Annotated in this window: 9 protein-coding genes and 1 pseudogene; 4 read left to right on the top strand and 6 right to left on the bottom strand. The window is 67.6% G+C overall.

The genetic code is table 11. From position 1 onward, the window contains the following. Positions 1-72 precede the first annotated feature (72 nt). Entirely contained in the window at positions 73-285 is a 213-nt protein-coding gene (locus ACYQ1L_RS13695) for a UDP-N-acetylmuramyl pentapeptide phosphotransferase (RefSeq protein ID WP_159575438.1), read from the top strand. On the opposite strand, the gene ACYQ1L_RS13690 is transcribed toward ACYQ1L_RS13695, so the two are convergent. Both ACYQ1L_RS13690 and ACYQ1L_RS13685 read right to left on the bottom strand, forming a co-directional pair. Beyond that, positions 260-1,546, bottom strand: a complete 1,287-nt coding sequence (locus ACYQ1L_RS13690; protein WP_460004634.1) for a DNA recombination protein RmuC — start codon at positions 1,544-1,546, stop codon at positions 260-262. The genes ACYQ1L_RS13695 and ACYQ1L_RS13690 overlap by 26 nt on opposite strands. Positions 1,547-1,602: 56 nt before the next feature. Next, entirely contained in the window at positions 1,603-2,205 is a 603-nt protein-coding gene (locus tag ACYQ1L_RS13685; protein WP_460004633.1) for a 3'-5' exonuclease, read from the bottom strand. Positions 2,206-2,286: 81 nt separating this feature from the next. Between ACYQ1L_RS13685 and ACYQ1L_RS13680 the strand changes: the two genes are divergently transcribed. Next, on the top strand, positions 2,287-3,018 hold the full coding sequence (locus tag ACYQ1L_RS13680) for a class I SAM-dependent methyltransferase (RefSeq protein ID WP_460004632.1): 732 nt from the start codon (positions 2,287-2,289) through the stop codon (positions 3,016-3,018). A 36-nt stretch (positions 3,019-3,054) separates the two neighbouring features. Here ACYQ1L_RS13680 and ACYQ1L_RS13675 read toward each other — a convergent pair whose 3' ends face one another. Beyond that, a complete protein-coding gene (locus ACYQ1L_RS13675; protein ID WP_460004631.1) occupies positions 3,055-4,701 on the bottom strand; it encodes a histidine-type phosphatase in 1,647 nt (548 codons plus the stop codon). Between the two features lie 153 nt (positions 4,702-4,854). Between ACYQ1L_RS13675 and ychF the strand changes: the two genes are divergently transcribed. Then, positions 4,855-5,925 carry a redox-regulated ATPase YchF gene (gene ychF / locus ACYQ1L_RS13670; protein WP_460004630.1) on the top strand — a complete coding sequence of 357 codons (1,071 nt, stop codon included), beginning with the start codon at positions 4,855-4,857 and terminating at the stop codon, positions 5,923-5,925. A 39-nt stretch (positions 5,926-5,964) separates the two neighbouring features. Here ychF and ACYQ1L_RS13665 read toward each other — a convergent pair. The 3 genes and pseudogenes from ACYQ1L_RS13665 to ACYQ1L_RS13655 form a co-directional block, all read right to left on the bottom strand. Next, positions 5,965-7,142, bottom strand: a pseudogene (locus tag ACYQ1L_RS13665) (IS3 family transposase). A 320-nt stretch (positions 7,143-7,462) separates the two neighbouring features. Continuing rightward, positions 7,463-10,225, bottom strand: a complete 2,763-nt coding sequence (locus tag ACYQ1L_RS13660) for an N-6 DNA methylase (protein ID WP_460004629.1) — start codon at positions 10,223-10,225, stop codon at positions 7,463-7,465. A gap of 131 nt (positions 10,226-10,356) precedes the next feature. After that, positions 10,357-10,866 (bottom strand): recombinase family protein, encoded by a 510-nt coding sequence (locus ACYQ1L_RS13655; RefSeq protein WP_460004628.1) that lies wholly within the window; start codon positions 10,864-10,866, stop codon positions 10,357-10,359. A gap of 56 nt (positions 10,867-10,922) precedes the next feature. Here ACYQ1L_RS13655 and ACYQ1L_RS13650 point away from each other — a divergent pair. Then, positions 10,923-12,115 (top strand): IS3 family transposase gene (locus ACYQ1L_RS13650; RefSeq protein ID WP_460002364.1). Its coding sequence is split into 2 segments (ribosomal slippage): positions 10,923-11,207 and positions 11,210-12,115, totalling 1,191 coding nucleotides; the frame shifts between segments, so codons are not numbered across the junction. Positions 12,116-12,123: the final 8 nt, after the last annotated feature.

Below are 12,123 nucleotides of genomic sequence, written 5' to 3'. Positions count from 1 at the left end.
ATGGTGGAGGCGCCTTCGGCGTGCACGGCGCATTCGGCGCGACGCGGAATGCGGAGCAGGAAGGTGATGAGGATGGCTGCGGAGAACATCTATCGCCATGAGACCGTGACCGACACCGGCACGGTGAAGGTCGTCGAGATGGAGGCGTCCCGCCGCCCCGACGTGCTCTTCCGCGTGCGCCGCGAAGAGGGCCACGAGATCAGCGCCTGGTGGATGATCGGCGCCTTCGTCCTCTTCTCCGCGACCGTCGTCTTCCTCCTCAGCGGGGTTCCGGGGAGCGCCTGACCTCCTCCGCCGCGTCGCCGGCTGCTGCGTCGCCGGGCGTGGCCAGCCGCGCGCGCAACTCGCCGACGTCCGCCTGAATGCCGTCCGTCGCATCGACGACGGGCACCGTCAGCTCCTCCGCCGTGAACCTGCGCGTCGCGCCCGTCACGAGCGTCGGTGCCGCCAGTGCCTCGGCGTCCACGCCGGGGAACTTCCGGGCTGTCACGAGCACCCGACCCTCGAGCGAACCGGCGAAGCGGTTGTAGCTGTCGACGGTGCGCTCCAGCGCGCGGCGCAGGTCGTCGGCATGGCCGGCGAGCACGCCGAGCCGCTCGTACAGCTGCGTGCCGAGGTCGAGCAGCACGGCAGCCTCGGCCGACAGCTCCTGCTGCTTCCAGGTGTAGGCGACGGTCTTCAGCACGGCCCACAGGTTCACCGGGGTGGCCAGTGCCACCCGCTTCGTGAAGGCGTAGTCGAGCAGGGCCGGATCCTCGTCGAGGGCCGTCGACAGCAGCGACTCACTGGGCAGGAAGCAGATCACGAACTCGGGGCTGGTCTCGAGCCCCGACCAGTACGCCCGCTTGGCGAGCGCGTCGACGTGCGCGCGGACCGCCTTGACGTGCTGCTGCATCAGCGTGCGGCGCTGCGGATCCTCGGTGCCGAGGGCGCCGGCGGCGAGGAAGGCGTCCAGCGGGGCCTTCGCGTCGACCGCGATCGAGGCGCCGCCGGCGAGACGGATGACCATGTCGGGGCGGCCCTGACCGGCGTCGGACCGGATCGTGGTCTGCAGGTCGAAGTCGACGTGCCGGGTGAGACCCGCCGCCTCCACCACGCGGCGCAGCTGGGTCTCTCCCCATACCCCGCGCGCGGAGGTGGAGCGAAGGGCCCCGGCCAGCGACTCCGTGGTGGAGCGCAGCGCCTCGCCGCTCTCCTCGGCGCGGCGCAGCTGCTCGCTGAGCTGGCCGAACTGCGCATGCCGCTCCCGCTCCAGCACGGTCACCGTCTGCTGCATGCGGTGAAGGCTCTCGCGCACCGGGGCGAGGGCGGTGAGCACCGCGTTCTCCTGTCGCGCCCGCTCCGCCGCGTCGTGCTGCTGCAGCCGCGCGTGCTCGACCGCGTCACGGTACAGATCGTGCTGGCGGTCGCGCTCCTCGCGCACCACGGCGAGCTCGGCGTCGGCGCGGGCGAGGTCTGCCGCGCCCCGGCTGCGACCCAGGTACCAGCCGACGGCGAGGCCGGCGGCCGCGGCGACAGCGGTGATGAGCAGTGCGAACGCGTCCATGCGTCCATGATGGGCGGGGCCTCCGACATCGCCGGGGGACGCGCCGTCGGGCGGCCTCAGGCGGCGGCGGGCACCTTCGCCGGCGCCGCCGGGGCGAGCGGCCCGCCGACGGCCACGCCGACCCGCTCCGCGAGCTGCTGCACGGTGCCGGATCCGGTGCGCCGCGCCGCGTCGATCACGATCTGCGCGCAGGCGCGGGCGTCGGCGAGTGCGTCGTGGTGCGGGAACTCGCCGAACCCGGCGGCCGCCGCGGCGACCGGCAGCTTGTAGGACTCGAGGTCGTAGACCTTGCGCGCCACTGCCAGGCTGCACAGCGAGCGGTACGGCGGGCAGTCGTCGCCCGTGGCCTCGCAGGCGCGGCGGATGACGTTGAGGTCGAACCCGGCGTTGTGCGCCACGAGCACGTCCGCCCCGGCGAACGCGCAGAGCCGGTCGAGCTGCGCGCTCCAGTCGTCGGCGTCGGCGACCTCGTGCGCCTGGATGCCGTGGATCCGCACGTTCCACTCCTGGAACTGGTCGTGCCCGGCAGGCGGACGGATCAGCCATCCGGTCTGCGCGACGACGACGCCGTCCCGGACGCGGACCAGGCCCACCGAGCACGCGGAAGCAGGGGAGGAGTTCGCCGTCTCGAAGTCGATCGCGGTGAAGTCCAGAGCCACGCCTCCACCCTCCGCCGACGGCGCCCGATGGCCGGGCAGGCGCGCCGCGGAGGCCGAGATCGGCGGGCGTAGTCTCGAGCCATGGTGGAACGTGCGACGAGCTTCGGATCCGAGACGGGCAGCTACGAGAAGGGCAGGCCGGAGTACCCGGCCGAGGCGGTGCGGTGGATGCTCGAGGTAGTGCCGGAGGGCGCCGCGATCGTCGACATCGGCGCCGGGACGGGCAAGCTCACCCGGGCCGTGCGGGCGCTCGGAACCGTCGTGACGGCCGTGGATCCGGATCCGCAGATGCTCGCGGTCCTGCGCGAGAAGACGCCCGGGGTCGAAACGGTCGCGGGCACGGCGGAGGCGCTGCCGCTCGCCGACGCCAGCGCCGATGCGGCCGTGCTCGGGCAGGCGTGGCACTGGGTGGATCCGGTGGCGGCGTCGGCGGAGATCGGCCGTGTGGTGCGTCCCGGCGGGGTGCTCGGGCTGATCTGGAACGTGCGCGATGAGCGCACCGACTGGGTGCGCCGGCTCTCGACGGTCATGCACGGGAGCCCTGCGGAGGAGATGGTCGCGAGCAATGCGGTGCGTGTGGCGGCACCGTTCGGGCCGCTCGAGGAGCGCCGCTGGGAATGGACCAGGGAGATGACCCGCGCCGAGCTGCATGCCATGGCGAGCTCGCGCAGCTATCTCATCACGGCCTCGGACGAGGAGCGCGCGCGTGTCGCCCGCGGCATGGACGAGCTGTTCGACGAGCTCGGACTCGCCGACGGCGGCACGCTGACCATGCCGTACGTCACCGCGGCCTATCGGGCGACCCGCGACTGACCCCGGGCGTCGGCGGCCCGGGGTCAGTCGCGCGGCTCAGCGCCGGCCGGGGCCGCCCAGCAGCGGGCTCTCCGTCGTCGCGATCCCGGACAGGCAGCGCTTCAGCTCCGTCAGCTTGACCCAGTGGGATCCGGGAGCGACCGGGCTGCAGCCGTCGCGGAACGGCACCTCGCGCTCGTCGACCAGCATGCGCACGAGCGGCGTCCACCGCTTCCTCGTGGACGGATCGACGCCCGGGCGCTGCACGGCGTCCCACTGCACGTTCGCCGCCATCGGCGAGACGAGCGATCCCCGCCACGGGTTCGTCGCCGTGTCGTACACGTCGGCCGGCGACGCCGGGGCGGCCACGTCCGGGGCCTGGACCGTGGACCCGGGCAGGTGCAGCAGCGCGGCGAACGGCATGATCGTCTCGGCGTGCGCGAAGCGGAAGGTGGCGGCGACGTCGCCGCCGGCAGCGCGCGCGTCGATCACCGAGAAGAAGTCGTCCAGCAGCGGCTGCGCCACGCGGTAGGTCTCGTCGTGGCCGGCGAGGCTCGGCCCCTTCTCGTAGAAGTCCTCGGCGTCCAGCAGCGTGGCGAACCACTGCGCGTCCGCCTCCCGGCCCGCGAAGTACGGCGAGAAGTCGAAGGCGTGCGGGGGCATGTTCTCCTCCTCCATATCCGCGGCGATGATGTACAGGTTGTACAGCGTCATCGCGGCGTCGACCGGGGTCTTGATCGACTTCATCGGGTCGCCGCACGCGTCCGGATCCGCGACGGGATCGGCGCCGGGCGCGCACGCGCGCGGGCCGCCCTTCGTGCCGTTCGCCGTGTTGTACCAGCGGTGCGCGGCGTCCGTGCCGATCGCCGCGATGAACGCGGGCGTGAAGATCCCAGAGAGCACGTCTTCCGCGCTCGTCACCGAGGCGGGCAGCGACTCGATGTAGTCCATGGCAGCCGCGATCGTGCCGCCGTCGGCCGTCTGCGCCGCGATGTAGTCCTCGTACGCCTGGGCGCGGAGGCGCTCGGGTGAGCCCGCGGCCTTCTCGGTGCCGTCGGGGTTCTCCACCTTGTGGAAGTAGAGCAGGTCGGGTCGGGACTCGAGCGGCACGTCCGCGGATGGGGTGCGCGACCCGCTCGCCGCGTCCGAGAATCCGCGGAGGAAGTTCTCGCCGGATTCGGTGGCGCGAGCCTCGCCCGAGGTCTCCGCGACGATGCGGTCCTTGTGCGCGGCGGCTGCGGCGAAGAGCCCGGCGTTGCGCTGATACGCCCGCGCGCCGATGCCCTGGTGCTGCGCGGCGCCCTGGCCGGTGAGCATGCCGTACCCGTTCTCCACGTTCGCGGCGGTCAGGGCGTCGATGTTCGCGAGCAGCGCTGCACCGATCTCGGGGGAGCGGAAGCCGCCCTCCACCTGAGCGGTCTCCGCCATGCGCCGCAGCAGCGCGTCGTACTTGTAGCCGGCGAGTCCGCGGGACCCGTGCCGTGCCACCGACTCGGTGGCCAGGGGCCGGTACCCGGAGGGTGCCGGCTGGTACGCCGCGATGTCGTCCGCGGTCGGAGCGATGTACGGCTGCTTGCTGCTGTAGCGGTTGTCGGATTCGGTTCCGAGGGCGGACGCCGGCGGCGCGGCGATGCCGGCGACGAGCGCGCCGAGGGCGACGGCGGCGAGTCCGGCGCGGACGCGGCGGAGAGCAGGGGCGGGCACGATTCCTCCTGGTGACGGGTCGCGGCGCGCGAAGGCGCGCGCCGCCGCTCAGCGTCCCGGCGCCGCGTGAACGGGAGGTGGACGGCCGGTGGCCGGACCGTTGCCGCATCCCCGGATCCTGAGCGGGTACGCGCCCCGGTAGACTCGTACCCCGTGGCTCTCACCATCGGAATCGTCGGCCTGCCCAATGTTGGCAAGTCCACCCTCTTCAACGCGCTGACCAAGAACAACGTGCTCGCGGCGAACTACCCGTTCGCGACCATCGAGCCGAACGTCGGCGTGGTGAACCTGCCGGACGCGCGGCTGAACAAGCTCGCCGAGATCTTCGGCAGCGAGCGGATCCTGCCGGCCACGGTGTCGTTCGTCGACATCGCCGGCATCGTCCGCGGTGCGAGCGAGGGCGAGGGGCTGGGCAACCAGTTCCTCGCGAACATCCGCGAGGCGGACGCGATCGCGCAGGTGGTGCGCGGCTTCGCGGACGACGACGTCGTGCACGTCGACGGCGCCATCGACCCGAAGAACGACCTCGAGACGATCAACGCCGAGCTCATGCTCGCCGACCTGCAGACGCTGGAGAAGGCGATCGTGCGCATCGAGAAGGAGGTGCGCGGCCGCAAGACCGACGCCTCGGTGCTGGAGACGGCGAACGCGGCCAAGGACGCCCTCGAGCGCGGCCAGCTGCTCTCCACGAGCGGCATCGACCTCGCTCCCATCAAGGAGCTCGGCCTGCTCACCGCCAAGCCGGTCATCTTCGTCTTCAACGTCGACGAGTCGGTGCTCACGGATCCCGACCGCAAGGCCGAGCTCGCAGCGCTCGTCGCGCCCGCGCAGGCGATCTTCCTGGACGCGAAGATCGAGTCCGAGCTCATCGACCTGGATCCGGAGGACGCGGCGGAGCTGCTCGCCTCCACCGGTCAGGACGAGTCGGGCCTCGACCAGCTCGCCCGCATCGGCTTCGACACGCTGGGCCTGCAGACCTACCTCACGGCCGGCCCGAAGGAGGCCCGCGCCTGGACGATCGGCAAGGGCTGGAAGGCCCCGCAGGCCGCCGGCGTGATCCACACCGACTTCGAGAAGGGCTTCATCAAGGCCGAGGTCATCTCGTTCGACGATCTGGTCGCGACCGGATCCGTCGTTGAGGCGCGCGCCAAGGGCAAGGCGCGCCTCGAGGGCAAGGACTACGTCATGCAGGACGGCGACGTCGTGGAGTTCCGTCACAGTTAGGCATTTGGGCGTGAAGCAGGAATCGGTGACAGATTCGGTTTAGGCCGCGAGAGATTGCGGCTCGGTTAGCTTGGCTTCGAAGTCGATCGGCGTCAACCCGCCGAGGGTGTCCTGTGCTCGTTGGCGGTGATACTTCCGCTCGATCCAGACGACGATCGCGAGGCGCAGTTCCTGCCGGGTGGCCCACCGCTGCTGGTTGAGGACGTTCGTCTGCAGCAGCGACCAGAACGACTCCATGGCGGCGTTGTCTCCGGCGGCGCCGACGCGACCCATCGATCCGACCATGTCATGACGGCGCAGCTCGCGGGCCATCGCCCTGCTGCGGAACTGGCTGCCCCGGTCAGCGTGCAGGATGCACCCGGCGACCTCACCGCGACGAGAGACGGCGTTGCGGACGGCATCGACGGCGAGCTTCGCGGTCATCCGGTCGCTGATCGAGTAGCCGACGATGCGGTTGGAGAACACATCCTTGATCGCGCAGCAGTAAAGCTTGCCTTCGCTCGTCCGATGCTCCGTGATGTCCGTGAGCCACAGCCGGTTCGGGGCATCGGCGCGGAACACCCGCTGCACGTGATCGTCGAACACCGGCGGGCCGGTCTTCTTGCCCTTCCCACGTCGCCGGCGCTGCGCGGACGAGAGGATCCCGGCCTGCGAGCACAGCTTCCACGCCGTGCGCCGGCTCATCCGCCATCCCGCCCGGCGGGCTTCGTCGGCGAGGTATCAGTATCCGAACGTCGGGTCGTCGTGATGCGCGTCATGCAGCGCGTTGATCCGATACGCGCGGAGCATGTCCGCGTCCCTGACGGGATCGTTTCGCCACCGGTAGTAGGGCTGTCTTGCGAGCTTGAGGACCCGGCACGACACCGTCACGGGAATCCCCGCGTCGGCGAGCTCAGATACGAGCGGGTACGTCATTTTGGGGAGCCACCGAGTCTCAGGTTCGCCTGCGACAGATACGCCGCCGCTCGCCGGAGGACCTCGTTCTCCTGCTCGAGGAGGCGGATCCGCTTCTTCAGTTCACGTGCCTCGGCAGCGTCCGCGGCGGTCTGACCAGGACGGTTGCCTTCCTCGACGTCGGCCTGACGGAGCCAGTTCTGCAACGTCGCCTCGCTGATACCGAAGTCGGTCGCAACCTGCTTGATGGTGACGCCGCTCTCGCGGCTGCGAGCAACCGCGACAACGTCTTCGCGGAACTCTCTGGGATAGGGACCGGGCATGATGACATCCTTCCCGCCAGCGCCTCCCAGCACTAACGATCAGTTGTCACCGATTCGTTCCTCACGCCCGCACGAACACAGGCGATGCGTGGGCAGATCGCGATGAGGACACGCGGATCGACCGCTTGTAGAGTGCCCCGCCGTTTGGACACCCAAGGTTCGACTTTCACCACAGTGCAATCCGTTGAGCCGCGGCGTTGCCTGAAGGGCCCCCTTCATGCATCTCTACCCGGGCGGTCTGCGTAGGCGAACTCGACTACGCACCCGGACAACCCCAGGCGGGTTTCCCCGCGAAACCTGAGCTGGCCATTACTTGTCTGTCACACGCCAGCGACGCCCGCGCTATCAACTTCGAGCTCGCCGTCCTCCGAGAGAGCAGTCACTTCAGCGTTGAGACCCTGAAACAGCTCCGCCTCAAGCACAGCCACTTGATCAAGAAGCTGCTCGATTTGTTCTACCTGGACCCGACGTCCCTCCAGAACGCGCCCCTGTTCCTCCAGTGAGGGGAGCACGATGAGAATTCGCCCGAGCTCGTCTTCCGTAATGGCGGGATAATTCCCTCCGCTCTGGCGGTAGTACATCTGGCGGCGACTCGCTTCGCTACGCAACGCGTACCAGAGGTACTCCGGGTGTACCTGGGTCTCATCTACATCCCGCAGGACACTAAAGCCCGTAGTCGCTACAGCGCCGTCGAAGGTGCTGTCCAGGAGCACAATGGCACCGCGATCTGGACGCGTGAGGCTGACCAATAGGTCTCCATCGCGTACCAGCATCCGCGCGCGGGACGGAGCGTCGGCCACGGCCTTCACCGATGCTCGCGCTCGCCCCCAGCGCCGATCGACTCCGCCGATCTCGATATAGCGGAAGCTGTCGCCGTCCGCCTTCTTAGGGTTCCACCGCTCGTCGGAAAAGTTGACCAGCTTGTCGAGCGTCGTCGCGCCGCGACGAATCAAGTCATCGATCATGGCAAGGTGCTGTGGATGGTTGTACTGGACGTCCATCCGAACAGAAAGGTCCCCGTGCCGGGCAATGTAGGTCGTCTCGGGGTCCGTGCCCGCGGGCAGCAGTTCGTCGCTGTGCAGCGCCACCGCTCGTTGAAAGTAACGCCACACGGCCAACAGTCCAGAGTCCGGTAGGACCCGCCGCCCCTGCTCTTCCCATTGAGCCTTGCCGCCTACAGTGGCGCGTGCAACGAGATGGACGCGCGTCGACAAGAGGTCAGTCCTCCGAGTCTCAGTGCGCTCACTCGACGATGCCTCGTCAATCTCGACGTCGTAGAGAGTTCGGCCTGCTGCGTCGTATCCAACAGATTGCACGGACGCCATCAGGACCGCGGCATCCGACAACGAGGCCGCACTCTCATCCTCTCCCAGCCGTCTCACGAAGATGATGCTGGTCTTCACATTCGCGTTGTAGTGACTGAAAGCATGCTCCGGCAGACTCACGACCGCCATAACTTGGAAGTGCTTGAGCATCCACTCTCGTACAGGCTTCAGCGAACCGTTATTGAGGATGCCTTCGGGAAGAATGATTGCCGCTCGACCGGAGCCGGGCTTCAAGAACTGGTGGATCCGTTCAAGGAAGAGGATCTCCGTCTTGACGTCGCCGCGCGCAGGGTTCTTCTTCGATGAGATCGACCGCCGTGGTGCCCCAACGGCGGCGCGCAGGTCGTACTGGTCGAGGAAGTCATCGCCTTTCTCGCTCGACTTCACCGTGGCCCCGAACGGCGGATTCGAGAGAACGACGTCAAATGAACCCGCGGTCAGACCCTTGCGTTCGGCGCTCAGCTTTCGCATGAAGTCAAGCGCGTCGTGACCGACGACGTTCGTGTGGCCGTCGTCATGGATGATCATGTTCATCTTGGCGACGCGCGCAAGCTGTTCGTTGATCTCGATGCCGAAGAGGTTGTTCTGCGCAAAGTCATGCCACATGCGGTAGTGCGCGTTGAACTGCTCCGGGTCCACGTTGTGATCCGGGTACATGTCGTTGGCCTGAGTCCGCACGAGGTCCAGAGCGTGCAGAAGGAAGCCACCCGAGCCGCACGCCGGGTCCAGCACGCGGTCGTCAGTGCCAGGCTCGAGCGCTTCGACGCAAAAGTTGATGAGGTCTCGCGGGGTGAAGTACTGACCAAAGTCACCCTTGAAGAACCCGCCCATGAAGGCTTCGAACGCCATACCTTTGGTGTCCAGGTCGGTCTTACTCAGGCTGATCGCTTCGATGTGCTCAACCAGAGTCGCCAGCGGCGCAGCGGCGACCTTGAGCGAATCCTCGAACACCTCAGGGTCACGACGCTGCTCGCTCGCGTACAGCGCCACGAGACGTGATCTAAGTTGGTCGTTCGTCTCGTCCGTCTTGCGCTGGAAACTGTACGGCTCGCCGACCTTGGCGTGGCGCTTCTCGTCCTGCACTTTGATGAACACAATCTTGCAGAACTCGTCAAACGCCTCGATGGGGCTGCGCTTGCCGCCCTCCCAAAGGGTCTGATGACACTTACCGATGACTGTCCGCAGTGCGTCACGGCTAACGGGCGCGATATCAGAACCGGCGACCCCCCGCAGGTATCTCCAATCGGGCGCTTTGCCGTAACGCTTCGGAAGATCGGCAATCCGGTTTCGATTGCGCTCGAGAACCTTGGCTGATGTGAAGTCGAGGATGCGGCGCGTGAGGCCGGCGACGGCTGCGGCGTAAGGTGCGCCAAGATTGGAGCGATTACCACACGCCTGCTCGACGGCCTGGTCGAAGACCTTGTCAGTGACACCGCCGGGTTTGCACTCGATAACGATGAACGGGTCCTTCTGTTCATCATCTCGATACACCACTAGGTCGGCCTTGTCGCTGGCAGTCCGTCGTGGGACGACGACCTCGAAACCGATCCGCTCAGGGGCGTACTCGTAGCGGTAGATCAGCTCTGCAAACAGCCCGGCCCGGACCTTTTCCTCAGGGTCAGACCACCTTTCAGTGTGGCCTGAGGGATGGTAAACGATCCGGGTGATGCCCCGGACTTCCCGGAAGCTGATATGGCCGTCCGCAAGCGCGTCCGCGATGAGGTCTTCGGAGGTCAATATGCTGTCCTTGGTCGTCATCCGCCTGTATCGATCCAGCGTCTCGCGCAGCGCACGAGGAGCCAGATCCAACTATCACCCTAACTAGAAGAGACCCAGTGGCTGGGAGGCACGGCCGCATCCGTACCGCCTGCGGCCCGGTCGCGACTTGATCAGTGAACCGCTACTTCGCCCCGCCAACGGGATGTAAGACGTCTCTGGACCTTGCAGACCGCGTTTTCGGTCCACAGGACTCCGGTAGCCGTGGTGAGACCTTCAGCGTTGAGCGCGGCAGCAGTTGCCCCTAGAGTGTTCGTCGCTCGAAGCTGTAACAGGCGTGCCGCCGTGGCTTCGGGGAGCGTCGACATCCGGCCCATGTGACGACCGGCTCGCTTCGCCGCCTGCATCGCGGCAGATGTGCGCTCGCCAATTACGCGGCGCTCCCACTGCGCGACCGACATCATCACGTTGGCGACCAGCTCGCCCGTGGGGCTGGAGGTGTCCACGCCGAGGTCGATAGCGACGAGTGCCCACTTGCGCGCGCGGGCAAGCTCCAGCACGCCTGCGAAGTCAACGACGCTACGGCTCAGGCGGTCGAGCTTGGCAACCACGATGCCGTCAACGTCGCGGCGCTTCGGGCTGACGTTGAGTCGGTCGAGCGCGGCCTGTAGGGACTGCTGCACGAATAGGTGACATCTGATCTGGCTTGCCCGAGGGGTTGGCCTGGAAGGATGTTGCTGTGCCGAAGCCCTACCCCACTGAGTTCCGTGACGATGTCGTGCGCGTCGCGCGAAATCGTGAGCCCGGTGTGACGATCGAGCAGATCGCGAAAGACTTCGGTGTTCACCCCATGACGTTGCAGAAGTGGATGCGTCGCGCCGACATCGACGAGGGAGCCAAGCCCGGCCAGTCCCGAACCGAGGCGGCCGAGATCCGCGAATTGCGGAAGCGAAACCGGCTCCTCGAACAGGAGAACGAGGTCCTGCGGCGTGCGGCGGCGTATCTGTCGCAGGCGAACCTGCCGGGAAAAGGTTCTACCCGCTCGTGACGGAGCTCGCCGCCGCAGGGATTCCTGTGACGGTGACGTGCCGGGTATTGAAGCTCTCCCGCCAGCCCTACTACCGCTGGCTGGCGAACCCCATCACCGATAGTGAGGTGGTGGAGGCGTATCGCGCGAACGCGCTATTCGACGCGCACCAGGACGACCCCGAGTTCGGGCACCGCCTCCTCGCCGACGAGGCCCGCGACAACGGAGAGGCGATGTCGGATCGGACGGCGTGGCGGATCGCGTCGAGTAACGGCTGGTTCAGCGCGTTCGGCAAGCCCAAGCGCGGCAAGGGCCGCCGACCCGGCCCTCCCGTCCACGACGACCTGTGCGCGGTCGTCGACGAGGACGGGCGTGTGCGGCACGTGTTCACAGCGGAGGCGCCGAACGAACTGTGGCTGACCGACATCACGGAACACCGGACCGCGGAGGGCAAGCTCTACCTCTGCGCCATCAAGGACGTCTACTCGGGACGGATCGTCGGGTACTCGATCGACTCCCGGATGAAGTCCCGTCTGGCCGTCCAAGCCCTCGAGAACGCTGTTGCGATGCGCGGCGACGTCGCCGGATGCATCGTGCATTCCGACAGGGGATCTCAGTTCCGAAGCCGGAAGATGCTCCGCGCCCTCAGCCGGCATCGCATGGTCGGGAGCATGGGCAGAGTAGGGTCCAGCGGAGACAACGCAGCTATGGAATCGTTCTTCGCGCTGCTGCAGAAGAACGTCCTCAACCGCCGAACCTGGACCACCCGCGAGCAACTCCGCATCGCGATGGTGACCTGGATCGAACGGACCTACCACCGTCGCCGACGCCAGGCACGCCTGGGCCGTTTGACGCCCATCGAGTTCGAGACCATCATGAACACGACCGTCGCACTGGCGGCGTGACTATAACC

The organism is Microbacterium xylanilyticum (assembly GCF_054654695.1).
This window is presented reverse-complemented; position numbering and strand designations above follow the sequence as displayed.

Excerpts from the sequence above, each read along its gene's own strand:
- ACYQ1L_RS13695 (WP_159575438.1), top strand. The coding sequence starts at position 73 with ATGGCTGCGGAGAACATCTATCGCCATGAGACCGTGACCGACACCGGC.
- ACYQ1L_RS13690 (WP_460004634.1), bottom strand. The coding sequence starts at position 1,546 with ATGGACGCGTTCGCACTGCTCATCACCGCTGTCGCCGCGGCCGCCGGC.
- ACYQ1L_RS13680 (WP_460004632.1), top strand. The coding sequence starts at position 2,287 with ATGGTGGAACGTGCGACGAGCTTCGGATCCGAGACGGGCAGCTACGAG.
- ACYQ1L_RS13660 (WP_460004629.1), bottom strand. The coding sequence starts at position 10,225 with ATGACGACCAAGGACAGCATATTGACCTCCGAAGACCTCATCGCGGAC.